This window comes from Pantoea sp. SGAir0183 (genome assembly GCF_043545505.1).
This window is the reverse complement of the sequence record NZ_CP028053.1, coordinates 485400-510867: the sequence shown is the minus strand read 5'-3', so window position 1 is coordinate 510867 and position 25468 is coordinate 485400. Positions and strand designations below refer to the sequence as shown.

At 53.0% G+C, this 25468-nt stretch carries 20 protein-coding genes and 3 tRNA genes; 8 read left to right on the top strand and 15 right to left on the bottom strand.

Features of this window, described 5'->3' with window-relative positions:
* Nucleotides 1–277: 277 nt before the first annotated feature.
* From C1N59_RS02465 to orn, 4 genes are all read right to left on the bottom strand, one after another.
* Nucleotides 278–353, bottom strand: a tRNA-Gly gene (locus C1N59_RS02465).
* Between the two features lie 26 nt (nt 354–379).
* Nucleotides 380–455: transfer RNA gene (locus tag C1N59_RS02460), tRNA-Gly, on the bottom strand.
* Between the two features lie 26 nt (nt 456–481).
* Nucleotides 482–557 (bottom strand) — tRNA-Gly (locus tag C1N59_RS02455).
* A 153-nt stretch (nt 558–710) separates the two neighbouring features.
* Nucleotides 711–1259: an oligoribonuclease gene (orn, locus tag C1N59_RS02450; RefSeq protein WP_394550254.1), complete on the bottom strand. Its 549-nt coding sequence runs from the start codon at nt 1257–1259 to the stop codon at nt 711–713.
* Between the two features lie 99 nt (nt 1260–1358).
* Between orn and rsgA the strand changes: the two genes are divergently transcribed.
* The 3 genes from rsgA (at nt 1359) to mscM (ending at nt 6747) form a co-directional block, all read left to right on the top strand.
* Nucleotides 1359–2408, top strand: coding sequence for a small ribosomal subunit biogenesis GTPase RsgA (gene rsgA, locus C1N59_RS02445; protein WP_033740048.1), 1050 nt, complete (start codon nt 1359–1361; stop codon nt 2406–2408).
* A gap of 92 nt (nt 2409–2500) precedes the next feature.
* Entirely contained in the window at nt 2501–3397 is an 897-nt protein-coding gene (gene asd, locus C1N59_RS02440) for an archaetidylserine decarboxylase (RefSeq protein WP_033740050.1), read from the top strand.
* Between the two features lie 11 nt (nt 3398–3408).
* On the top strand, nt 3409–6747 hold the full coding sequence (gene mscM / locus C1N59_RS02435; protein WP_394550253.1) for a miniconductance mechanosensitive channel MscM: 3339 nt from the start codon (nt 3409–3411) through the stop codon (nt 6745–6747).
* Between the two features lie 137 nt (nt 6748–6884).
* Here mscM and mdh read toward each other — a convergent pair whose 3' ends face one another.
* Nucleotides 6885–7823: a malate dehydrogenase gene (gene mdh, locus C1N59_RS02430; protein ID WP_394550252.1), complete on the bottom strand. Its 939-nt coding sequence runs from the start codon at nt 7821–7823 to the stop codon at nt 6885–6887.
* Nucleotides 7824–8359: 536 nt separating this feature from the next.
* Between mdh and argR the strand changes: the two genes are divergently transcribed.
* The 4 genes from argR (at nt 8360) to yhcN (C1N59_RS02410) (ending at nt 10283) form a co-directional block, all read left to right on the top strand.
* Complete coding sequence (gene argR, locus C1N59_RS02425; RefSeq protein WP_006120962.1) at nt 8360–8830, top strand: transcriptional regulator ArgR; 471 nt, start codon at nt 8360–8362, stop codon at nt 8828–8830.
* A 485-nt stretch (nt 8831–9315) separates the two neighbouring features.
* Entirely contained in the window at nt 9316–9579 is a 264-nt protein-coding gene (gene yhcN / locus C1N59_RS02420) for a peroxide/acid stress response protein YhcN (protein WP_039341751.1), read from the top strand.
* 73 nt (nt 9580–9652) lie between these two features.
* Nucleotides 9653–9925 carry a YdgH/BhsA/McbA-like domain containing protein gene (locus tag C1N59_RS02415; protein ID WP_394550250.1) on the top strand — a complete coding sequence of 91 codons (273 nt, stop codon included), beginning with the start codon at nt 9653–9655 and terminating at the stop codon, nt 9923–9925.
* 94 nt (nt 9926–10019) lie between these two features.
* Nucleotides 10020–10283 (top strand): peroxide/acid stress response protein YhcN, encoded by a 264-nt coding sequence (gene yhcN / locus C1N59_RS02410; protein WP_006120965.1) that lies wholly within the window; start codon nt 10020–10022, stop codon nt 10281–10283.
* Between the two features lie 205 nt (nt 10284–10488).
* Here yhcN (C1N59_RS02410) and C1N59_RS02405 read toward each other — a convergent pair whose 3' ends face one another.
* From C1N59_RS02405 to aaeX, 6 genes are all read right to left on the bottom strand, one after another.
* On the bottom strand, nt 10489–11457 hold the full coding sequence (locus C1N59_RS02405) for an Rpn family recombination-promoting nuclease/putative transposase (protein WP_039341748.1): 969 nt from the start codon (nt 11455–11457) through the stop codon (nt 10489–10491).
* Nucleotides 11458–11599: 142 nt separating this feature from the next.
* Nucleotides 11600–11884, bottom strand: a complete 285-nt coding sequence (locus tag C1N59_RS02400) for a barstar family protein (RefSeq protein ID WP_033740055.1) — start codon at nt 11882–11884, stop codon at nt 11600–11602.
* Nucleotides 11885–11939: 55 nt separating this feature from the next.
* Entirely contained in the window at nt 11940–13394 is a 1455-nt protein-coding gene (locus C1N59_RS02395; protein WP_058708613.1) for an NAD-dependent succinate-semialdehyde dehydrogenase, read from the bottom strand.
* A 113-nt stretch (nt 13395–13507) separates the two neighbouring features.
* Nucleotides 13508–15460: a p-hydroxybenzoic acid efflux pump subunit AaeB gene (aaeB, locus tag C1N59_RS02390; protein ID WP_039341742.1), complete on the bottom strand. Its 1953-nt coding sequence runs from the start codon at nt 15458–15460 to the stop codon at nt 13508–13510.
* Nucleotides 15461–15469: 9 nt separating this feature from the next.
* Nucleotides 15470–16402, bottom strand: coding sequence for a p-hydroxybenzoic acid efflux pump subunit AaeA (aaeA, locus tag C1N59_RS02385; RefSeq protein ID WP_033740058.1), 933 nt, complete (start codon nt 16400–16402; stop codon nt 15470–15472).
* A gap of 7 nt (nt 16403–16409) precedes the next feature.
* The gene (gene aaeX / locus C1N59_RS02380) at nt 16410–16613 is read right to left on the bottom strand and encodes a p-hydroxybenzoic acid efflux pump operon protein AaeX (RefSeq protein WP_394550249.1); all 204 of its coding nucleotides are present in this window, start codon (nt 16611–16613) and stop codon (nt 16410–16412) included.
* A 229-nt stretch (nt 16614–16842) separates the two neighbouring features.
* Between aaeX and aaeR the strand changes: the two genes are divergently transcribed.
* Entirely contained in the window at nt 16843–17760 is a 918-nt protein-coding gene (aaeR, locus tag C1N59_RS02375; RefSeq protein WP_006120971.1) for an HTH-type transcriptional activator AaeR, read from the top strand.
* A 178-nt stretch (nt 17761–17938) separates the two neighbouring features.
* Here the strand turns inward: aaeR and tldD are convergent, their stop codons facing one another.
* The 4 genes from tldD to C1N59_RS02355 form a co-directional block, all read right to left on the bottom strand.
* On the bottom strand, nt 17939–19384 hold the full coding sequence (gene tldD / locus C1N59_RS02370; RefSeq protein ID WP_006120972.1) for a metalloprotease TldD: 1446 nt from the start codon (nt 19382–19384) through the stop codon (nt 17939–17941).
* A 65-nt stretch (nt 19385–19449) separates the two neighbouring features.
* A complete protein-coding gene (gene yhdP, locus C1N59_RS02365; RefSeq protein WP_394550248.1) occupies nt 19450–23277 on the bottom strand; it encodes an AsmA2 domain-containing protein YhdP in 3828 nt (1275 codons plus the stop codon).
* A gap of 133 nt (nt 23278–23410) precedes the next feature.
* Complete coding sequence (rng, locus tag C1N59_RS02360) at nt 23411–24880, bottom strand: ribonuclease G (RefSeq protein ID WP_033740062.1); 1470 nt, start codon at nt 24878–24880, stop codon at nt 23411–23413.
* A 1-nt stretch (nt 24881) separates the two neighbouring features.
* Nucleotides 24882–25463, bottom strand: coding sequence for a Maf family protein (locus C1N59_RS02355; protein ID WP_394550247.1), 582 nt, complete (start codon nt 25461–25463; stop codon nt 24882–24884).
* Nucleotides 25464–25468: the final 5 nt, after the last annotated feature.

Genomic DNA, 25468 nt, shown 5'->3' with positions numbered 1-25468 from the left:
TTCAATCGTAATAACACAACTGACAGAAAAGAATAACATAATGAAATATTATTATTTCATTAAAAATCAGCAATTTAAATAAAATTTGTGTTATTTTGCAAATGCGTCTACCGTCTGGCTTAATTCACAAACCTGTGGATAACTCTGTTTAAAACAAAATTTCAGAAGGGCGAAAACGGCACAGACAACGCGATAACGGCTGTGGATAACTGGACTGAATTGTCGTTGATACTGCTGCCAGCCTGACAGGCTGTTAACAAAAACGTGACGATAAATCTGGAGCGGGAAACGAGACTCGAACTCGCGACCCCGACCTTGGCAAGGTCGTGCTCTACCAACTGAGCTATTCCCGCATAGAAGGGCACTGCAAAACACATTTTGGAGCGGGAAACGAGACTCGAACTCGCGACCCCGACCTTGGCAAGGTCGTGCTCTACCAACTGAGCTATTCCCGCATAGAAGGGCACTGCAAAACACATTTTGGAGCGGGAAACGAGACTCGAACTCGCGACCCCGACCTTGGCAAGGTCGTGCTCTACCAACTGAGCTATTCCCGCGCCTTGTACCGTCATAAATTCTTCACCGGTACGGGGTGCGCATTATACGAGAAATCGCTGCTGCTGCAAGATGCTGACAACAAAATTTTGCGCTTTTAACGCGTTTGCTGATTATTGCAGCAACATGGCGATTTCCTGTGCACCCTTTGCTGGTTAAAGCTGCAAAAAGTGTTGACGGTAATAAGCAAGCTCGGCAACAGACTCACGAATATCGTCCAGTGCCTGGTGCGAACCCGTCTTTTTGAAGCCTGGCAGGATGTCTGGCTTCCAGCGGCGAGCCAGTTCTTTCAGTGTGCTGACATCCAGATAGCGATAATGGAAGTAGGCTTCCAGCTCCGGCATGTACTTAAACAAAAAACGGCGATCCTGGCCGATACTGTTGCCGCAGATCGGCGAGGTATTGGCTGGCACCCACTGTTTCAGAAATTCGATCGTTGCCTTTTCAGCAGCACGGTCATCTGTCTGGCTGGCCTTAACGCGCGCAACCAGTCCACTGTTAGTATGAGTACGGACGTTCCAGTCATCCATCAGGCTCAGTTGTTCATCAGACTGATGAACCGCCATCACCGGCCCCTCCGCCAGAATATTCAGATTGGCATCAGTCACCAGAGTGGCAATCTCAATGATACGATCGCGTTCCGGATCGAGCCCGGTCATTTCCAAATCAATCCAGATTAAATTATTTTCGTTTCCAGTGGCCATGCTATTACCTGTGGTTGCTGAGTCGTCATTCGTCATCAATAAGGTGTATCATAGACGTTTTGCCCCTGTGGCGAAATCCAGCTAAACCGGTGAGGGTGAGTGAGTAAAAATAAACTGTCGAAAGGTCAACAACGCCGCGTAAGCGCTAACCACGATCGTCGTTTAAATCAGCGCAAAACGCGCCCGGAAGCGGACGATAATTTATTTGGTGAAGATGCTGAGGGCATTGTGGTCAGCCGATTTGGCATGCATGCCGATGTCGAAGACAGTGCGGGCATTACGCATCGCTGCAATATTCGCAGGACGATTCGTTCACTGGTGACGGGCGATCGTGTGGTCTGGCGCCCTGCCCTCAACGGCGGCAAAGGCATTGTTGAAGCGGTGCATGAGCGCACCAGCGTACTGACACGTCCTGATTTTTACGACGGCGTTAAACCTATTGCCGCGAACATCGATCAGATTATTATCGTGTCGGCCATTTTGCCCGAGCTCTCCCTGAACATAATTGACCGCTATCTGGTCGCCAGTGAAACGCTGGATATCGAGCCGCTGCTGGTGCTCAATAAAATCGACCTGCTGGATGATAAAGCCCGCGCGTTTGTCGATGAGCAAATGGCGATCTATCGCAAGATTGGTTATCGGGTCTTAATGGTCTCCAGCCATGAGAAAGCCGGTCTGAGTGAATTGCAGGCGGCATTGATTGACCGGATAAGTATCTTTGCGGGACAGTCCGGCGTCGGCAAGTCGAGCCTGTTGAATGCCCTGCTCGGTTTTGATCAACAGGAAGATACGGCCATTCTGACCAATGACGTGTCCGACGTGTCGGGTCTGGGTCAGCATACGACGACAGCATCCCGGCTTTATCATTTCCCCGACGGCGGCGATGTGATCGATTCGCCCGGCGTTCGTGAGTTCGGTTTATGGCATCTGGAGCCGGAACAAATCACCCGGGGATTTGTCGAATTCCGTGAGTTTTTAGGCGAATGCAAGTTCCGTGACTGCAAACATGGCTCGGACCCTGGCTGTGCCATCCGTGAAGCCGTTGAGCAAGGAAAAATCGACGCATCCCGCTTTGACAACTATCACCGCATTCTGGACAGTATGGCGCAGGTGAAAGTCCGGAAAAACTTTGCTGAGAGTGAAGATTAAGGCCAGTAACAGCGTAGTCGCCATCTGACCGGGGCGCTGCTACAATCCGCCCCCATTTTGTCAATGTTATAAAAGATAGCCAGGAGGCTAGGGTGTTTGATCGTTTTAAACTTGGCTTGAACCACATTCTCCCCAAAAAATGGCTGACTGAACTTGCTGGCTGGGGCGCAAGCCGTCGCGGCGGCTGGCTGACTAAGCTGGTGATTGACGGCTTCGTCTGGTTTTATAAAGTCGATATGACTGAAGCACGTAAACCGGATACCGCCAGTTACCGCACCTTCAACGATTTCTTCGTCCGCCCGTTAAAGGATGAGGCGCGCCCTGTGGATCCGGATGCGAGCCTGATTGCGCTGCCTGCGGACGGTGCCATCAGTCAACTTGGGCATATTGAAGGCGACCAGATTTTCCAGGCAAAAGGCCACTACTATACGATCGACGCGCTGCTGGCAGGGAACGAGCAACTGGCCGCGTTGTTTCGTGAGGGTGAATTTATCACGACGTATCTGGCACCGCGTGATTATCACCGCGTCCATATGCCGTGCAACGGCATCCTGCGTGAAATGATTTACGTGCCAGGCGATCTTTACTCAGTGAATCCTCTGACCGCACGCAACATCCCTAACCTGTTTGCCCGTAACGAACGGGTCATTTGTTACTTCGAGACCGATATGGGACCGATGGTACAGATCCTGGTGGGCGCGACTATCGTCGGGAGCATTGAAACCGTTTGGGCTGGCACGGTCACGCCACCACGCGAAGGCATTATCAAACGCTGGCACTATCCGGCCGCCGACCACGATGGTGCCGTTGTTCTGCTTAAAGGCCAGGAAATGGGCCGCTTCAAGCTGGGCTCGACCGTGATTAACCTGTTTGCGCCTGGCCGTGTCAGGCTGGCAGAAAGCCTTGAGGCCGAAAGCAAAGTCCGGATGGGACAACCTATGGCGGTCGCCCTGCCTCTGGCCACCGCACCGTCTGACGCTGTCGAATAAGAGTAAGCCCTGTGTTCGTACGCGCGTTCCTCTGTTTGCTGCTGAGCCTGGGGCTCAGCAGTACTACGTTTGCCGCCAGCCTGCCAGATGCCAGCCAGCTCAGACAACAGCTGGAAGAAGTCAAGTCCGCTAAAAACGCCACTTCGCAAACCGATCAGATTCAGTCGCTTGAAGCTGCACTGGCGGCCCTTTCTGAACGTGATGATGCCGTTGAGCGCGCGCAGCAGTATCAACAGGTCATTGATGATTTTCCGCGTCTGGCACGCGAGCTGAGACAGCAAATCGCCTCACTCAACGACAGTGTGAAGACGGTACGCAGCACAATGAGCAGTGCCGAGCTGGAACAAGAGATTCTGCAAATCAGCAGTCAGCTGATTGAGGAAGGACGCCAGGCTCAACAGGAGCAGGATCGGGCCCGCGAGATCAGCGATTCCCTGTCACAACTGCCGCAGCAGCAAACGGAAGCACGTCGGGCGCTGACGGAGAGCGAGCGACGTCTGCAGAGCGCGGGCAGCCCTGCCACGCCAGCCGGCCAGGCACAACTGATGGCCCGTCAGGCAGAAAATGCCGCGAATAAGGCCCGGGTGGATGAGTTTGAGCTGGCGCAGCTGTCGGCAAATAACCGTCAGGAACTGGCGCGCATGCGCGCCGAAGTCCACCAGCGTAAGGTCACCCAGCTCGATAATTATCTCCAGGCGCTGCGTAATCAACTTAATGAGCAACGTCAGCGCGAGGCAGAAACTGCACTGGCCCGGACAGAACAGCTGGCGGAAAACAGCGGTGATCTGCCGCCAGCGATCAGTAAACAATTTCACGTTAACCGCGAGTTATCTGGCGCACTGAATCAGCAGGCGCAGCGAATGGACCTGGTGGCCTCACAACAACGCCTCGCTACCAATCAAATCATTCAGGTCCGCCAGGCACTATCCACGTTACGGGAACAATCTCAATGGCTGGGTGCATCCAGTCTTCTCGGTGATGCCCTTCGCGCGCAGGTCGCACGATTACCTGACATGCCGAAGTCTCAGCAGATCGACAATGAGATGGCTCAGCTCCGTGTTCAGCGACTGCATTATGAAGATTTGCTCGAACAGCAAAACGTATTGCGTAAGGCCCATCAGCCCGACGGACAGCCTTTTACCAGCGAACAAAAGCGGATTCTGGATGCGCAGCTTAAAACGCAACGCGAACTGCTTAACTCGTTGATTTCGGGCTGCGATACGCTGATTCTGGAAATCACCAAGCTGAAAGTGGCGAACACGCAGCTACAGGATGCGTTAACCGAAGTTAAAGACGCGACGCACCGCTACCTGTTCTGGACGGCGGATGTCAGCCCGATTTCGTTGAGTTATCCCCTTGATGTGGCTAACGGCCTGTCTCACCTGCTGACGCTGGACACACTGGGGCAGCTCGGTAAAGCGCTGGCCATGATGTTTACCAGCCGCAGCACGGTATTACCCATTCTCGGTGCGGTGCTGCTGGTCGGCTTCAGTCTCAGTACCCGCCGTCACTTCAATGCTTTCCTTGAACGCTCAGCCAGCAAAGTCGGTAAGGTGACGCAGGATCGTTTTCGCCTGACAATCCGTACCGTGTTCTGGTCGATTCTGGTGGCGCTGCCGCTGCCGGTACTCTGGGCTACGCTGGGATACGGCCTGCAAAATGCCTGGCCCTATCCTGTCGCCGTGGCGATAGGCGACGGCATCACCGCCACCTTACCTTTGCTGTGGATCTTTATGGTCAGCGCACAGTTTGCACGCCCGAACGGCCTGTTCATCGTGCATTTCCGCTGGCCTCAGGTGCGTGTTGCACGCGCGATGCGCTATTACTCGTTGAGTATTGGCCTGATCGTGCCGCTGATCATGTTGCTAATTACCTTCGATAACCTTAACGATCGCCTGTTCTCCGCCACCCTGGGGCGGCTGTGCTTTATTTTGATCTGTGGCGCGCTCAGTATTGTAACGGTAAGCCTGAAGCGTGCAGGCATACCGCTTTATCTCGATAAAGAGGGCAGCGGCGAGAATATGATTAACCGCCTGCTGTGGAATCTAATGATCGCTATTCCACTGGTAGCCGCCCTTGCGTCAATGACGGGCTATCTTGAAACCGCGCAGGCGCTGCTCGCCCGTCTGGAAACCTCTGTGGCGATCTGGTTTTTCCTGCTGGTGATTTACCACATCATTCGCCGCTGGATGCTGATTCAGCGACGTAGGCTGGGCTTTGATCGCGCACGCCAACGCCGTGCCGATATGCTCGCCAACCGTGCGCGCAACGAAGAGGAGAAAGATCAGGCCGCACAAAATACGGACGTAATTGAAATTGAAGAGCCTGTTATCGACCTGGACGCCATCAGTGCCCAGTCGCTGCGTCTGGTACGCTCCATTTTGACACTTATCGCACTGGTATCGGTCATCGTCCTGTGGTCAGAAATCCACTCTGCATTTGGTTTCCTTGAAAATATTCGTCTGTGGGACGTGAATACCTCCGTTCAGGGCGTCGAAAGCATTCAACCTATTACGCTGGGTGCCGTCCTGATTGCCATTCTGGTATTCGTGATTACCACACAACTGGTGCGCAATATGCCGGCTCTGCTTGAGCTTGCGTTACTGCAGCATCTTGATTTGTCACCGGGCACCGGTTATGCCATCACCACGCTGACAAAATATGTGCTGTTGCTGATCGGTGGCTTGCTGGGCTTCTCACTCATCGGCATTGAGTGGTCAAAACTACAATGGCTGGTTACCGGTCTGGGCGTCGGGCTGGGATTTGGTCTGCAGGAGATTTTCGCGAACTTTATTTCCGGCCTGATTATCCTGTTTGAAAAACCGATTCGTATCGGTGATACCGTGACCATCCGCGACCTTACCGGCAGCATTACGCGCATCAATACCCGCGCAACCACGATCACTGACTGGGATCGCAAAGAGATTATCGTGCCCAATAAGGCGTTCATTACTGAGCAGTTTGTTAACTGGTCGCTTTCCGATTCCGTCACGCGTGTGGTGCTGACCATCCCTGCCCCCGCAACCGTTAGCAGTGAAGAAGTCACTACCCTACTTAAACAGGCGGCAGAGCGCTGCAGCTATGTGCTGGATACACCGCCACCTGAAGTGTTCCTGGTGGATTTACAGCAGGGAATTCAGTTGTTTGAACTGCGCGTGCATGCGGCGGAAATGGGCCACCGAATGCCGCTTCGCCATGAACTGCATCAGCTGATTTTACATGGCTTTGCAGAGCATGGCATTGAAATGCCGTTCCCGCCGTTCCAGATGCGCGTAGAAGCGCTGAGCCGAAAAACGCCGACAGGTAATAGCGCATCGACCACCCGAACGTTCCGTTCAGGTGGGCTCTGAGAATAAAAATTGCCGTAACGGGCCGGTTAAGAGCGGATTGGTGCGCAGCGAGACAGCGCGTAATCTTGTTCAGGTTGGTTATCAGAACGCAATAAAAAACGCCCGGTCGAACCGGGCGTTATGTTGTCTGAAACGCTTTATTGCTTCACAAAGGCTTCGCCCTGCGCGATATCTTTTTTCAGCGTTTCAAGCATGCCTTCCAGTGCCTGCTGTTCAAACGGACTTAATGCGCCGATGGGCTTGCGCTCAGCAACGCCATTCTTGCCCAGCAGCAGCGCTTGGGAGAAGAAGCGGGCATACTTTCCTTCACCTTCAACATAAGCACATTCCACTACGTTCGCTTCGCCATTCAATGCGCGCACCAGCGATAATCCAAAACGGGCAGCTGCCTGGCCCATAGACAATGTAGCAGAGCCGCCACCAGCCTTGGCCTCAACGACCTCAGTACCCGCATTCTGGATACGTTTGGTCAGGTCAGCCACTTCCTGCTCACTGAAGCTGACGCCCGGCACCTGAGACAACAATGGCAGGATGGTCACACCGGAATGCCCACCGACGACAGGCACTTCAACTTCGCCAGGTTGTTTACCTTTAAGCTCCGCAACGAAGGTGTTTGCACGGATGATGTCCAGCGTAGTGACACCGAACAGACGATTCTTATCGTAGACGCCGTGTTTTTTGAGCACTTCCGCCGCAATCGCCACGGTCGTATTAACAGGGTTGGTAATGACACCAATCAGCGCCTTAGGGGCGGTAGTCGCCACCTGCTCGATCAGGTTGCTGACGATGCCGGCGTTAACATTAAAGAGATCCGCACGATCCATGCCCGGTTTGCGTGCCACACCCGCGGAAATAAGCACAACGTCGGCCCCTTTCAGGGCTGGTTTCGCATCCTCACCGCTAAACCCCTGCACCTTTACTGCGGTAGGAATATGGCTGAGATCTACTGCCACGCCCGGCGTGACAGGCGCGATATCGTAAAGAGACAGTTCTGAACCTGCTGGAAGCTGGGTTTTGAGTAGAAGTGCGAGCGCCTGGCCTATGCCACCCGCGGCACCGAGAACGGCAACTTTCATTCATAACTCCTTATTAAGGTGGGGCAGAGAAGATCCGATATTCCATCTGTATCAGAGCGTAACCAACGGCTCAGTGGATGACGTTTGTCCGGTGCCTGCTCTACCTGCTTCAATACAGAAGCGCCGGATAAAAAATGACACATCATCTTCCTGTCCCTTACTCGCCAGGTTACTCACGCGAGTCAGGCAATTCCCGGTTCAGGTTTACTTTAGTAACAAATGATGAAGGCATCATTCTCACTAACAGGCTGTAAACATTATACCCGTGAACTGGCAACCGTATTATCCGCAGAAAGAGATCGGCAATGTACATTTTTATTTTCTTACCTCATCAATAATATAACACCTTTGCAACCTTTGCCTTTTCAGGCTGTGAGCTGGGTTTTGGTCTGAGGAGATTCTTTGCTATTATCGCCGCCCGCGATGATGACCTCGCAGTACAATTAACAACCGATTGCATAAAAATTCATTTATATGCATAATAATGTCTTTGCTGCGGCCTGGTTCGCGGTTTGTCTTACGTATACTGGTAAATTATGCGAAACCCATCGAAACAAGACGATCTGATTAAAGCCTTCAAGGCATTATTAAAAGAAGAAAAATTCAGCTCTCAGGGCGAGATTGTTCAGGCGCTTCAGGAAGACGGCTTCGAGAACATTAATCAGTCAAAAGTTTCTCGTATGCTGACGAAATTTGGCGCGGTGCGCACCCGCAATGCCAAAATGGAAATGGTTTACTGTTTACCTGCGGAACTGGGCGTGCCGACTACCACCAGTCCTCTGAAAAATCTGGTGCTTGATATTGACTATAACGATGCTCTGGTCGTGATTCATACCAGCCCGGGTGCCGCACAGTTAATTGCACGTTTACTTGACTCATTAGGTAAGTCCGAAGGCATCCTGGGCACGATTGCAGGAGACGACACCATTTTTATCACGCCAGCACGCGCCTTTACTGTCAGGCAACTGCACGATGCTATTCTGGTATTGTTTGAACAAGAACTTTAGCCTTTATCTCTGACCGGCAGCGCATCTGCCGGTTGATCTGCAGCGCGTCCCTCCTTGTGTTCTCTTCTGTTTAAACGCTCTATTATCAACGAGTTGAGCCTATCTCATTGCCGCAATTTACCTTGTACTATTGGTCATACCCTTTATCCTGACTACTTTTACACGCTATTTTATACTGCTCTACACCGCATCGATGGTGCTATCCTTTGAGTTTATGTTCACAAGCAGCCTGATCGACCATAAATTTCCGCACCAAAAGTTAAAGTTGCGCATCTTACTGTTTTTATAAGTAATTACCTGTCAAAGGCCGTTTTTTAACCGCTTTTAATAACGTTTAGTTATAAAAAAATCCCATAAGGTTAAAGTATGACTACAAAACATTATTAGGCAGATATTAATTTCTGCCGTTATTAGTCCTATACTTACTTTCGTGATGTGAATCACACTAATAAAAAAGAAGAACAGCCACGACGAGGACATCTTTCATGAAAATTAAAACTACCATCGCTGCTTTAAGCATTCTCTCTGCCCTGTCATTTGGTGCATCTGCAGCTGAATATGTTTCTGCTGCGGATGCTCAGAATCTGCACTCTGTCGGCACTGTGAGCGTTAGTGGTGTCGCCGGTGCGCCATCAGATATCAGACAGCAACTGAGTGAGAAAGCGGATCAACACGGCGCTAAAGCTTTTCGTGTTATCGAGGCTTACAACGATGGCAACTATCACGCCACCGCTGAGTTGTACAAATAAAAGCGTTTGAACTGACAGGTAACCAGATGAGACCACATGCTCACTGGTTAATTAACATTGCTGGAGAAGAGTAATGAAAACCACATTAACCTTTGCCGCCCTGAGTTTGGCTTCGCTCCTGTCCTTTGGTGCCCATGCCGCCAGCCCGGTAACAAATCAACAGGCGGAGGAGATGAACCTGCAGCCCCTGAATCAAACCATCACCGTCAGCGGCATCGACGGCGATCAGACGAATGTTCGCCAGGTTCTGTCTCAAAAGGCAGATGCCCAGGGTGCGGGTCACTATCGCGTCATTGAAAATAATCGCGACGATACGTTCCACGTTACCGCTGAACTTTATAAGTAATGCATCGACGGCAATCGTGCCGTATCTGAAATTAATCGACAACCCGCTCTGTGTTTTGACTCCGTAGGTTGTTGACAGTTATGAGGAAATAAACATGAACATCAAAGCAACCATCGCAACAGTAAGTCTTCTTTCTGCTATGACATTCGGCGCTTCCGCTGCACAGCTGGTGACCGCCGAACAAGCACAGAACTTACAACCTGCCGGAACCGTAAGCATCAGCGGTGTAGCAGGCTCTCCGATTGATTATCGTGCTCAGCTGTCTCAAAAAGCTGATGAGCAAGGCGCAAGCGCTTACAAAATCATTGAAGCAAATACCGGTGACAGCTATCACCTCACCGCACAGCTTTATAAATAGTTCCTCGTCTGTTCATGACGAACCCTTTAGCCCCGATCGCCGGGGCTTTTTTCTGTCTGAAACGGCGAGGCAGAACCTGACAGCCGTAAGGCGCAGGAAAACGGACATCGGCTAACGATCGCGCCAGCGGCACAACACTCAGGCGCGTTAAAAGAAAGGAACTGGCTTTCGCATGAGGTGCTCTGACGCGAAATGGGTGACGTATTTAATGACAGAGTTGCGCTAAGTCGTCATCAGAGAGTGCTGTCATCTCGGCGACAACACGGGGATGCAAACCATTTTGCAGCATCGTGCGTGCGATCTTCAGCGCGGCCGCACGCTCTCCCTCGCTGCGTCCTTTCTCCAGACCACGTTGCTCACCGAGCTGAATTCCTTCTTTTAAACCTTGCTGAATGCCCTTTTCAATGCCTTTCTGCTCAAGCTGCTGTGCAATAGTCATCAATGCATCCTCATGTTGCGGTACTCGCTGTGCCAGCGTCCTGACGAAAATGTCGGCGTCGGCTGTTTCACCTGCCTGCAAGAGATAGTGTACCAACGATATCACTTGCGATGAAGAGAGATATCCAGCCAGTAAGACGGGGGCCAGCTTATCGATGAGTTCTGTCAACTCTCTTTGATGTATATGCTTTTGCAGCAATGTTAAAGCCGCCATGCTGCGGTGACCGATAATGTCCTCATCCGGAATAACCGTCACGTCCACCAGCGGAAAAGCGTTGCCATACAGTTCACTGGCGAGCACGGGCATTGCAAACTCATCAAGCCAGCGGGTACTGTAAGGATACGGGCTACGTTTGCCGCTATAGAACAGAACCGGGATGACTAACGGTAGCCGTTTGTTCCCTGCGTCAAGATGCCGCTGCATTGCCGCAATGGCATAGCGCATCAGTCTGAACGCCATATGCTTATCCGGTGATGACTGGTGTTCGATTAAGACATGGATGTAGCCATCCTCTCTGCTTGTAGTTTTCATGCTATACAGCACATCGCTGAAATATTGCCGCAGATCCTCCTCCACAAAAGCACCCGATTCCAGTTTTAATGTATTCAGATCGCACAGGGCGAGCAGCGCTGCGGGAAGGTGCAGTTCCATAAAATCACGGGCAATCGTAGGCTGGGACAAAAATTGCCGGAAAGTCGCATCATGTGGCGTGGGCGTGCCTCTTTTACTTTTCATGTGACCTGTCCTGATGATTGGCGGGCAGAGTATCACGACCAGAAAAAGCGAGGCGTCAGTAAGCGTTAACGTTGCGAGGATGCTCGAGAAATAATGTTTACTTACGCGGACAAGGCATTAAGCCTGATGATCACAGCCGACCTTAGCGTGTTGAAGATGAGAGCACGTTAAACTGCAGTTGCCCTTCCAGTTCCTCCTCCGCCTCGTCGAACAGCAGAATCAAGGCACCGTAGCGCCGCTTCTGTCCCTGCCCCAGGTTCACAAACTCTATTTTGATGGGCAAAGGTAGCCCTCTGCAGACAATCACGTCCCACAATCCATCCAAATCGCAGATATAGCGCGCTTTCAGGGAAAAGCGTTCACAGAATTGCCGGAAGAAATGGGCCTGATCGACAATCTCATTAAAATCAAAACGCTCGACTCTCATACAGGTGACTCCTGTTATTCGTCGCTGGGCGGCCCGGTGCCGCCCAGATAGCCGTTTAACTTAAACCGCCAAGGTGCAGCGCTTTGACCTCAAGGTACTCTTCCATTCCCAGTACCGATCCTTCCCGGCCCAGTCCCGACGCTTTCACACCGCCGAAGGGGGCCAGCTCTGTCGAGACGGCACACTCATTGATGCCTATCATCCCACTTTCCAGCGCCGAGGAAACGCGGAAGACGCGTTGCAGATTCTGCGTATAGAAATACGCCGCCAGCCCGTATTCGGTTTGGTTCGCCCGACGAATAACCTCGTCTTCATCCTCAAACCGGAAGCACGCCGCAACCGGGCCAAATGTTTCTTCCTGAGCCAGCTTCATGCCTTCATGCGCATCGACGATGACCGTAGGCTGCCAGAAATTGCCGCCCAGCGCATGTCGCTTACCGCCCGCGAGCACCTTGCCGCCCTGGGCAACCGCATCGTTAACATGTTCTTCCACTTTTTCTAACGCCGAACGCTCAATTAACGGTCCGACAATGACGCCGCTGTCCATACCGTTACCCACTTTGAGTTTATTGACCTCATCTGCCAGTTGCGTTGTGAAACGCTCATAGATCGCATTATGAACAAAAAAACGGTTTACGCTGACGCACACCTGGCCCGCGTTACGGAATTTATTGGCAATAGCGCCCTGAACGGCAGCATCGATATCCGCATCCTCAAACACGATATAGGGCGCGTTGCCCCCCAACTCCATCGACACTTTTTTCATGGTCTCGGCCGCATTGCGCATCAACGTTTTGCCCACCGCCGTCGAACCGGTGAACGAGATTTTACGTACGGCGTTGCTCGCCATAATCGCATCGCTGATAGCATGCGTATCTCCTGCCACGCCGTTAAGCACGCCGTCCGGGATACCGGCTTTCTTTGCCAAAGCCAGCAAGGCAAACGCAGAAAGCGGCGTATTGTTGGCAGGCTTGATGATCCCTGTACATCCAGCTGCCAACGCCGGACCTAACTTACGGGTCAACATGGCCATCGGGAAGTTCCACGGGGTGATCGCCGCTACAACACCAACGGGTTCCCGCGTGGCCAGGATACGCGACCCCGCTTTAGCAGGCGGAATGATTTCACCGTTGGCTCGTTTGGCCTGCTCGGCAAACCACTGGATGAAACTTGCGGCGTACTCAACCTCGCCTTCCGCTTCTTTAAGCGGTTTGCCCTGCTCCGTTGTCATGAGCTCAGCAAGCCAGCGTTTGTTTTCAATGATTAACGTATACCAGCGGTAAAGCAGCGCTGAACGCGCTTTAGCCGTCTGCGCCCGCCAGGCGGGAAAGGCGTCTTGTGCAGCCTTAATCGCGTCTTCGGTTTCCTTTTTACCGGCTTTCGCCACCTGAGCAACAACGTCCCCCGTTGCAGGATTGGTTACGTCAAAAGTCGACGTCGTCCTCAGCCACTGCCCGTTGACTAAATAGCCGGTCTGGAACAGTTCGCTGTCTTGCAGTGAAGAAGGCATCTGCGTTACTCCTGTCAGTTTGTTTTTACTTCAGGAAAGTATAGATGGCAAAAATGACAGGTCGGGGAAGGAAGGAAAGTGAAAGGGCCGCCAGCATGGCTGACGGCCCAAATTCAGATTTGGACGAGCGTATTTTGATACTTTGAAAGCATCTCAGACAGCCGTTTCACCGGCTCGGTAACACTGTCCGGTGCATCATAAAGGGCCAGCTTTTCCTGATAGACATCCAGCTCGCGCAGCAAGCGTTGGAAATAATAACGGCGTTTCTCATCACTACGGACGGCAATGATACGATCGGCCGTGTGCCGTAACTGGCGGTGGAAGGCGGAAAGCTCCGCATTAATCGGCACGTCTGCCGCACGCAATCGTTGATGTCCAATGATTAACGTCAGGGCGATGCGGTATTTGTCGATGTCACCGGGAAACAGGTTAAGCAATAAGAAGAGCTGCTGGTACAATGCTGGCAAATGGTTTTCACGCCGGCGCGCCTTATTGGTTGTCATTGCCGACACCGCAGCATACATAAAGCGGTTAAGCAATTTACGTCCTGTTCGCGCTTTCGATTTATCACGGATCAGCAGAATCACCATTAAGGCAAGAAAACTCCCGATCCACTGCCCCAGTGCGTTATCGATAAAAACCGTAAAGTTGAACTGCATCGGATTATCCAGCACCAGGACGTTAATCGTACCGGCCATCGCGCCCAGCGTACCAATCTGGCGGCGTTGAATGAGAATGCCTGAAATAAAGCCCAGTAAACCGATGGCAATGCACAGCAGCAGAGCGCTTTGCTGCGTATTGGGCAAGATGTACATAAAATAAAGCGCCCCCAGCGGTATCGCGACCGTCATGCCATAAACGAAGTCTTTCGCCATCATGAGCGGATTAGGCATGCGCATCGCCAGGGCGGTAATCACGCCAAGCATGACCATACAGCCACTACCTGAAGTCCAGCCGGTATAGAGCCAGAATAATGAGCCCAGTGCCGTCGCCACAAACGTACGAATACCATTTATCATCGCATGGTGGGTTTCTGCCGAACGCGCCTGAATCACGACTTCTCGCTGGAGAATGCGCGCTTCCAGATCGGTAATACGACTATTACTCTTCACACCATGAATCAACAGCTGGTATTCCGTTGCGGCACTCATCCAACTCCCCAACGTTTCCGGCACGGTTTTACTGCTGGCAGCCATGAGTCGCCGCATCGTTTTCAGACGTTTATGCACATCTTCTGGCGTCGTGGCCTCTTTTTCCGTCAGCACGCGATACTGCGTGGGAATGTACTCAGGACGTGAGTTCTGAATCAAAAACGTTTCCGCCGCCTGTGTAATCAGCGTCAGCGATAGCGTGTTTAGCATCTGCAGACGGCGGCTGGTATTTTGCCAGCGTGACGACTCCATCATTAACTGGCTACGCATACTGCTCAGCGCCGTTGTGCGTCGTACCAGCGCACTCCAGGCTTTATCGACTTCCTCTTTGTCCTGATGCGCCACACACAGTTGCAGCAACCGGTAATGGGCCACCAGCAGCGACGTCACCTCGGCATCAATCACTTTTTTAATGGAGCGCGGGGAAAAAATCATATCTGCCAGAATGGCGCAAAGGATGCCCAGGATAATTTCGCTACAGCGTTCCACCGCATATTGCGGAACCAGCGTAAGGCCGCCGCTGGCGTTTGCCGTGACCACGATAATTAATGCGGTATAGCCCGCGAGACCGAGCGCATAGGAATTTTCGACTTTAATCAGCGACGAAAGCCATACGCAAAAACCGGCCCAGATACAGCACAGCAACAGCATGACCACTGGCGCTCGCACAGTGGCAATCATGATAACCAGAGCGGCAACACAGCCAATTAAAGTACCGATAATACGCAGAAGACCGCGATAGCGTAATGCGCCAGAGTAGGGATCGCCTCCTGCCGCAAACGCCGTTCCCCCTGCAACAATCCCGGCGGTCATCACGGCCCAGCGCGGTGTTTCAAGGTTGAGATGAAAGCCGATCATCAACGCTGCCACCAGCGCAAAGGTCAGCTTTATCGGGAAACGCAGAAATTCGATCATATCGCCCTCTTAACCAAACTCACGCAGGCGGTTAAAGAAGGACATCATGGGTGAAACCGCCTGATGCGGACGATCCTCCGCGCCAGTAATCACCACGGTCGCCGTCGTGCCGGCAGGGAACTGATTACCGGGCTGCTGATCAAGTCGGATGCGGACCGGTACGCGCTGAGCCAGGCGAACCCATTCCAGATTAGACTGAACGGTTGCCATCCCCTTGCTGTCAACACTGCTACTGCTGTTGGTTACGCCTGCCGCAATGCTGTCCACGGTGCCACGTAAGGTGATGTTGCTGCCCAATGGCGTGATCTCTGCCCGAAAGCCCGGTCTGACGCCGTGCAGTTTGGTCTCTTCCAGATAGGCCAGCACATAAAAGGAGTGCTGCTGCACCAGGGCGACCGCAACCGAGCCGCGCGTAATGAATTCACCCTGGTAAACATTCAGGTTCGTCACCCAGCCGTCTGACGGTGCCTTAATCGTGGTCCGTTCCAGATCAATTTTCGCCAGATCGCGGGTCGCAACAGATTTCGCCAGCTGGTGTTCTGTGGTTTGCAAATCGTTATTGGATTGCTCGATGGCTTCACGCGACATCGCAGAGGTGCCGAGTTGGTTACGACGTCCGGCCTCGCGGCGTTTTTCATTCACCAGCGCCTGGTAATATTCTACGTCCGCCTGGGCTTCATCCAGCGCCTTTTGATAGCGGGGACGATCGACAACAAAGAGTGTATCGCCTTTTTTAACGAGCTGGTTGTCATGAACCGGCACATCCGTAATTAACCCAGTGACATCAGGAGAAATGGCCACCACGTCGGCTGCAAATCTGGCATCACGCGTCCAGGGCGATTCGGTGTAGAACACCCAGGCACGGAATATGATGATAACGGCGATGATGACCAGCAGGATGGTGATCGCGTAACGCGCGATTTTTCTTATAAGCGTGTTCACGTAAACCTCAAACGAATAAACGGGATACTAAATAAAATACACAGCAGTAGAGAGCTGTATTGAAGAGTGCCGGGTGCCAGACAAGATCGTAAATACCACTGGGCGTCAGCACGCGTTTCACCAGCCAAAACAGCATAAGTGAAACGATGAGTTCGGTAAAAATGGGCGGAAAAGAGAGCCCAAACATGACAAAGACCGGAAGTACACTCATTAAAAATCCTTAGTTCGACACGGCCGGGATAGTCCACCGCCTTGATCGACGCAAAAGCCTGCGCCCTAAGCCACATCTGAACTACGGCTGGCTTAATAATAGCGTATCATCGGGTGTTTTCAGGTAATGAAGCGTCGCCAGGTGATACCCCGGTACGCTTATAGTAACGCGCTTAACTATACGTTTTCTACTGAATGTGATCTAAATCACTTTTTAGCCAGAGTAAACAATGGAACGACTTAAAGGTATGTCGATATTTGCCAAAGTGGTTGAATTAGGTTCTTTCACGGCGGCCGCACGACAGCTTCATCTCAGCGTGTCATCCATCAGCCAGATAATCGCCAGGCTGGAAGATGCCCTTCAGGTTAAGTTACTCAATCGCAGCACACGCAGCATTGGCCTGACCGAAGCGGGGAAAATTTACTATCAGGGTTGCCGCCGCATGCTGGCTGAAGCCAGCCAGGTACATGAGCAGTTATATGCGTTTAATAATACGCCTGTCGGGGTGTTACGGATTGGCAGTTCCTCCACGATGGCGCAGAACGTCCTGGCCGGCATGACCAGTGATATGTTGCGTGACTATCCCGGCCTGAGTGTCAATCTTGTCACCGGCATTCCTGCCCCCGATTTAATCGCCGATGGCCTGGACGTGGTTATTCGGGTGGGCGCATTGAAAGATTCCAGTCTGTTTTCACGCAGGCTGGGCGCAATGCCCATGGTGGTGTGTGCCGCTAAATCCTACCTGGCGCAGCATGGAACACCCGAAAAACCGGCAGACATTACAAAATTCGCCTGGCTGGAATACAGCGTTCGCCCCGACAACAATTTTGAATTGATTGCACCCGAAGGCCTTGTGACTCGTTTGTCACCTCAGGGGCGTTTCGTCACCAATGACTCCCAGACGTTAATTCGCTGGCTTAAGGCAGGCAACGGCATCGCCTATGTCCCGATGATGTGGGTGGCAGATGAGATCAAGAGCGGAGAGATCGATATTTTATTCCCACACTATCAATCCGACCCGCGTCCGGTTTATGCGTTATACACCGAAAAAGACAAGCTGCCGCTGAAAGTTCAGGTCTGTATCGACTACCTGACGCACTACTTTGAACAGGTTGCCGAGCAGTACAAGCAGCACCGCAAGACATAGCGCGTCGCCTTTAGCAAGGTGCAGAACAGGGCATCACAAAGGTGCGGAGCAGGACTTTAAACAGGCATCATTTACGGCAGAGACAGGAAAATCGCGCCAGCGTTTACTGAATGTGGCGCCTTCAGGATGTAATAGTAGCGCACTAAAAACCCGCCAGCAGGCGGGTTTGTCAGGCTAATCAGGCGGTGCCGCCGATAGTCAGCTTGTCCAGCTTGAGCGTAGGCTGGCCCACGCCAACCGGCAGACTCTGGCCTTCTTTACCGCACACGCCAACGCCTTTATCGAGCGCCAGATCGTTGCCAACCATAGAGATTTGCTGCATTGCCTCAATACCGGAGCCGATCAATGTCGCCCCTTTTACCGGTTTGGTGACTTTGCCTTTCTCAATCAGATAGGCTTCGGACGTGGAGAACACAAATTTACCCGACGTAATATCGACCTGGCCGCCACCAAAATTAGGCGCATACAACCCGTATTCCACACTTTCAATAATGTCCTGCGGCGTCGATTTACCCGCCAGCATGTAGGTGTTGGTCATACGAGGCATTGGCAGGTGCGCATAAGATTCGCGACGACCGTTTCCGGTAGGATTCACGCCCATCAGCCGGGCATTCAGCTTGTCCTGCATGTAGCCTTTCAATACGCCATTTTCAATCAGTACGTTGTACTGTCCGGGTACGCCTTCATCGTCAATAGCCAGTGAACCGCGTAATCCCTCGATCGTGCCATCATCAACCACCGTACAGAGGTCAGACGCCACCAGTTGGCCCATCTTACCGCTAAAAACGGAGGTTCCACGGCGATTGAAGTCGCCTTCCAGACCATGACCCACGGCTTCATGCAGCAGCACGCCTGGCCAGCCCGCCCCCAGCACCACCGGTAAAGCGCCTGCAGGCGCAGCCACTGCGGAAAGATTGACCAGTGCCATGCGTACCGCTTCGCGTGCCCAGGCATCAGCGCGCACATCGCCATTTTCATCAGCGAGGAAAAACGCGTAACCAGTACGCGCACCGCCACCGCTGGTACCCCGTTCGCGTTTGCCCTGATCTTCCACCTGAACGCTGATGGACAGACGCACCAGCGGACGCACATCGGCGGCCAGGGTACCATCGGTTGCCGCCACCAGGACCTGCTCATATACGCCGGTCAGGCTGGCATTCACTTCCTGAACCCGTGGGTCCGCAGCCCGCGCAACCTGGTCAACACGATGTAACAGGGCGATTTTGTCTTCACGGCTGAGGCTGCCAAGCGGATCGACAGGCGCATAGAGCGCGCGGTTGACGACGGCTGACAGCGTGTGCGCCTTGCCATTCCCCTGCTCGCGTACGATGCTGCGGGCCGCTTCTGATGACAGACGCAGGGCATTCATTGTGATCTGATCGGCATAGGCGAAGCCGGTTTTTTCGCCGCTGACGGCGCGGACACCCACGCCCTGATCGATATGGTAGGAACCATCTTTAATGATTTTATCTTCCAGAACCCAGGATTCATGGAAGCTGGACTGAAAATAAAGATCGGCATAGTCCAGACGACGTTCTGAAAGCTGCCCTAACAGGGAAAAAAGGTCCTGCTGATTAATGTTGTTAGCAGTTAGCAACTGCTCACTTACCAGATTCAGAGTCATCGTTTCTCACTCAATATGTGCTCGGATATTCATAGCCTGAGGCAATTATGTTACGCCGTCAAATATCACTTGTTATAGGTTTCGCGTGGCTTACGCATAACCTCGTCAATTTTGGGCTTATCGAGCGGGCCGCTGATGTGATAGCGCAGCACAGAAATTTTACTCCAGAGCGGCCCCAGAACTTTACTGGCCGCAAATACCGCGGCCCCGACGACTGGGTTAATCGCGAACGCGGTGGCGACACCAACGGAGGCGGAAATTTCCGGGGTAACTATGGCTTCCATATCAATCCGTCGCTTCACAAGATCCATATTGCCCTGCATGGCGATATCCGCCTCCAGCCCATCGACTGACAGGTTATCAGTACGGATGACGCCATCTTCAATCCAGGCGGTACCATTGATTGAATCGAAATAGAAACCCTGTTTAAAAGTATCACTGAAGTCGAAACGCAGTTTACGTAGCAGTGCATCAAAACTGAGCAGGCGCAAAATCTGCCCCGCCGCACCGGTATCCACATCCGTTATCTGGCCTTTACCAAAGTGTGTTTTCAGTGTGCCGCTCAGCGTTTCCGCTGATGGCTGCCAGGGTGCAGCGCGCCAGTGCAGGTCATAGTTAATTTTGAAAGGTGCATCGCGTAATGGCGTATTTACGCCGAACCAGTTGGTTGCGTTATTGATATTGCTGCCCTGCAAGGTGCCTTTCAGCGAGGTACGCTGGTCGTTGGGCCGGTTAACCCATTCGCCCTGAATATTCAGACGCGAACTGCCTGTATCCACCAAGCCATTAGTAAGTGCTAACGTACTTCCTTTAGGTTGCAGCCCGGCGGAAACGCGCCCGTATTTTTGTCCCATCAGCCAGCATTCTGCACACTGAAACTGCACCGCAGGCCACTTGCTAAAGTCAATCTGATCGCTTTTTTGCCCCAGTGGCGAAGCCGCGGTATTTTTTCCGTCAGCGCCCTGCCAGTCGGGATTGTAATAAAGATAATCCAGAGCAACCTGCCACGCTGCTGACGGCGAGGTCGTAAGCTGGCCACGTAACTCTTTGGCATTAACCTTCACCTGGGTTTTACCGCCCATCACCTGGGTGACGGTGGTATCCACGTCATGCCACTCTTGCCCTGCCAGACTGACAGCGGGGCTACGTAAGATAATATTGCCTGGCAGCGTTGCCCCGCCCACCTTATGCTCACCCGTCGGGCTGGCCGCTCCGCCTTCGCCTACCATCAGGAGTGCCGCCCAGGCTTCGCCATCGAGCGCAGGCAAATTCAGCACCATGCCTGAACGATCCGGCAGCGCCGGTGTGGTTTTGGTGTCGTTAAGCCAGATGCCTCGCTCAACGCGCAGCGTGGGCTCCAGCAGCCAGCGGCTGTTAAACCGGTGCCGCTCGTCAACGCTGCCGCTTAGATCGAAATGCGTTAAGTCGCCGTTTGCATTAACGGTAACCGGCAGGCTCTCGCCAGCCTTTTTGTCGAGTGGCGGAGGTAAGCGACTACTTACTTCCTTACCGTCTCCTTTGAGTTGCACGGCATAATGCGCACCGCCCTTGTGAGGCAAGGTGACGTTTACCTCACCTTGCCACGGAAGATGACCGGCCAGTTGGCTGCTAATCTGTCGGGGTATATCATTGATTTTTGCCAGTTGCCAGTCCGCCTGTAATTTGACGTTCACGCCAAAATCGTCAGGATTCTCCTGCGTCGTGAAGCTGACATCGATCGGCTGTCCAAACCAGTTGGCCTGCAGCGTATCGCTTTCGAGATTGCCGTTGTTATAGCGGAACTGCCCCGTCAAATGGGTCATTGTGGTATTCAGGGGTTTGATATGCAGGCTGTTGTTATTCATCTGCACATCCCCGCTGGCGTGAACATCTTTGCCATTCAATGGAATATCCAGCTTGAGATGACCTTTGGTCAGGCCTTTGACCTGGAGCTGTTCCAGTGCCGCTCCCAGCGACGATTTGAGCGGCGTGTGCTGGAAGTACTCACCGATTTGCTGCCCGTCACCGCTGATATCGCCATTGATAATCAGCTTTTCCTTCAGGTAATCCGGGATGACGGCGCTGACATTGCGGGCATCGACTTCACCCAGTTTCGCCAGTGGCGCATTCATCCACAGGCCGTCATTCAGGAAGTTAAGATCGATATCAAGATTGCTGAGATCGGGCCAGCCCGGCTGGAACGCATAGGTTGCCTGGCGTAACGGCACCCAAACCTGGAACATCCCGTCGTTGTGCTGGAAGGGAAAAAGCGCTGGATTACCGTTAAACAGCAGCGTGGCATTACTGACCTTGCCGCCTTTAATCGCACCGCTTAAATAGTGTGTCAGCGAGTGGCCCATTATCGGTGTCGGAAAATAGCGCCACGCATCACCAGCGTTCGTGACGTTAATGCCGGCCAGAATATTCAGTTGAGGTTGCGCATCACTGTTTTGCTGATAGCGGAAATCGCCGTGCGCCCAAAGGGAACGGGCCTGAATGTCAAGGTCGTGACCCGCCAGCGTCAGCCCCTGCTTATCCTGCGTCCAGTTAAGGTTGCCGGTGATCTGTTTGATCTCCAGCGGTGCCTGGAACATATCACCATAAGGCACCGTAGCCTGCCCCATCGCAATTGCGGCTTGCCCATCGTTCAGGCTGCCTGTCGCCTCACCATTAAGATGGCTGATGCCGGGAACCAGCTTCCAGTACTGCCAGCTAAAATCACGCCACTTTACCTGAAAGCGGGTCTGCTCGGGTTGTGCTAAGGGAATATCTAACGCAAGCCCATCAATCGTGCCCCGCGGTCGCAATGCACGCCAGTTATCAAACAGCGCAGGGGAGAGAGGCGCAAAAAGCGGCACCAGCGGCGCGATGCGATCTAATGCTAACTGCGTCGCACGAACGCGGACTTCGGCCTCGCTGTTGCTGCCCAGCATTTGCTCGTCCTGCGGTTGCCAGAACAGCGAAAAATGACCAGCAGGCCACGCGTTACCGTCTGTGCTGAGTTTGGTTTGCGGCACCGTTACCACCCAGCCATTTTTATAACGCGAAAGGTGCGCCGTCAGACCATCAACGTTGAGAGTATGGGGACCGCTCTCGCCCTGCCAGCTTGCGCCGCCTTGACTTAACAACAGGTCGCCAGCGTAGATATCACCATCACGCAGAGTGACCCAGGCTGCCAGGCTAAACCGGGCGCTGTCCAGACGGGTGTTATCCCGTACCCAGCGGCCCAGCCAGGGGCGCATATCCACGTCATCAGCCTGCATCCAGATGCGACCGTCGTTGAGTAAGCCTTCGTTATCGTTCAGGTCGAGACGAACCTGCACAACACCGTGCTGTCCGGTAAAACTCGACAGGCTGACCTCACCTTCTGCGCGATGTCGCGTATGTTCGTTCAGCCAGGTGAGTTTAGGAATAGCCAGTTCAGCATGCTGACCGGATGGCGTGATAAAACCAATCGTGCTGTCGCGCAGATCGAAGTGATCGAACTGGCGTAAAAACAGATCGTTGATCTGGGTGAGCCTGAAGCTGTGCTTCTCGTTGTCACTGGTCAGGAGAGGCTGAGTGCTGTTAAAGTGCAACTGCCAGAACGTCAGATCGCGGAACTGCCAGCGCCAGTGGAGCAATGACTGCCAGACGTCCAGCGCAACGGTAATACGCGCGATCGAGAGCGTCCCCGTTTGTTTCATGTCCACGTTCAGGTCACGGATTTGCAGCGTGGGCCCAAAATTTTCCCACTTGCCCTTCAGCTGGCTGGCGTTAACATTGGCACCGCTGACGTCAGAAACAAACTCTAAGACCTGACTACGATAGTTATCGAGGTGCGGCATCGCCAGACGCAGCGCACTGACCAGCAGCGCCACAATCACAATGACTGTCGCGAGCAGCAGTAACATCACTCTTGGCAACTGCCTCACTCACACCTCTCCTTGTCTACCGTTAACGACGGATGGTTGCTGCTCATACCCGGCGTCTTATGACATAAGCGGTATGGGGCCACATTTTACCCTAAAATGTGCGGCCAGACATCGTGAGCCTGACCGGCCAGCACTACATCATGACCACATCGAACTGTTCCTGAGTATAGAGCGCTTCAACATGCACCTTTACCTGCTTGCCGACAAACAGCTCCACTTCCGCCAGCGCATGGGACTCATCCGTTTTCAACGCTTCGCCCACCGTCGGCGACACGTAGACCAGGAAACGGTCAGAATCATAAGCATGATGAACACGAACAATTTCACGCATAATTTCGTAGCACACCGTTTCGACGGTCTTCAGTGTGCCGCGCCCTTTACACACCGGGCAATCCTCACACAGCACGTGTTCGATACTTTCGCGCGTACGCTTGCGCGTCATTTCCACCAGCCCTAAGGCGGAAAACCCGCTGATGCCCGTCTTCACTCTGTCTTTACTGAGTGCGGTTTCCAGCGAATGCAGCACGCGACGGCGATGATCTTCATTACTCATATCAATGAAGTCGATAATGATGATGCCGCCAAGGTTACGTAGCCTCAGTTGGCGGGCGATCGCCTGTGTCGCTTCCACATTGGTGTTAAAAATAGTTTCATCAAGGTTTCGGTGTCCGACAAAGGCACCGGTGTTGATGTCGATTGTCGTCATCGCTTCAGTTTGGTCGATGATGAGGTATCCGCCAGATTTCAGTTCAACTTTACGTTCCAGTGAGCGCTGAATCTCGTTCTCAACATCAAACAGATCAAAGATGGGCTGTTTGCCATTGTAAAGCTCGAGCTTGCTGGACATCTCCGGGATGTATTCGCTGGTGAATTCCTTAAGGAGATCGCAGGTCAGGCGCGAATCGACACGAATGCGATCCAGCGCTGCGCCCGCAAAATCGCGCAGAATACGCTGCGCCAGCGCCAGCTCACCATAGAGTAAACAACGGGTTTGATTGCGCTTTTTCCGCTCGCTGACTTTGGTCCAGAGCCGTTTCAGAAACGCAGCATCCTGCGCCAGCTCTTCTTCGCCAATGCCTTCCGCGGCGGTGCGGATGATGAAACCGCCCAGGTCGTCACAGTAGTCGGCCACGACGGCTTTAAGCCGTTCACGCTCTTTTTCACTGGCAATGCGTTGTGAAACGCCAACGTGTGAAGCGCCGGGCATAAACACCAGGTAGCGCGAGGGCAACGTGATATCTGTGGTCAGCCGCGCGCCTTTGGTGCCGAGGGGATCTTTCACCACCTGCACCACGAGATCCTGTCCCTGACGCACCAGCTCCGCGATATCACGTACCACGAAATTTTTCTTTTCATCGCCCGCAACGCATTCTGTATGCGGCATGATGTCGGACGCATGCAGGAAGGCCGCTTTATCAAGCCCGATATCCACAAATGCCGCCTGCATGCCAGGCAAAACCCGGCTGACGCGCCCTTTGTAAATATTACCGACGATGCCCCGCCGGGCTTCGCGCTCAATGTGAATTTCCTGCAGGATACCGCCATCAATGTAGGCGACGCGCGTTTCAGCAGGCGTAACGTTAACCAGTAGTTCTGCCGTCATGTTAACCCCTTACGGCACGCAGTGACTGGAACTGGTCGATCAGTTCCGCGGTCTCAACCAACGGTAATCCGACGACTGCGTGATAACTTCCATTGATTTTACGAACAAAGTTTCCGCCCTTTCCCTGAATACCGTAAGCGCCTGCTTTATCCATAGGTTCACCTGTGGCGATGTACTCATTGATGTCGTGTGCGGTTAAGTTACGAAACGTCACCTCGGTGACCACCAGACAGTCCAGCACCTGCTGACGATCGGCCAGCGCGATAGCCGTCATGACCTGATGCGTTTTTCCCGAGAGTTTACTGAGCATTGCGCTGGCATGGTCGGCATCGTGGGGCTTTTCCAGCACCTCGCCATTGAGCACCACGATGGTGTCGGCACCCAGCACCGGTAAGTCTTGCCGGGCAAGCGTGACGCCCGCTTTAGCTTTGTCATGCGCCAGGCGTCGAACATAGCCCTCTGCCGTTTCACCGGGTTGACGTTGCTCTTCAACATCAGTGACAAGACGCTCGAAGGTGATGCCAAGCTTGCTCAGCAGTTCACGTCGGCGGGGAGACGCGGAGGCCAGATACAGGGTTACCATAAATT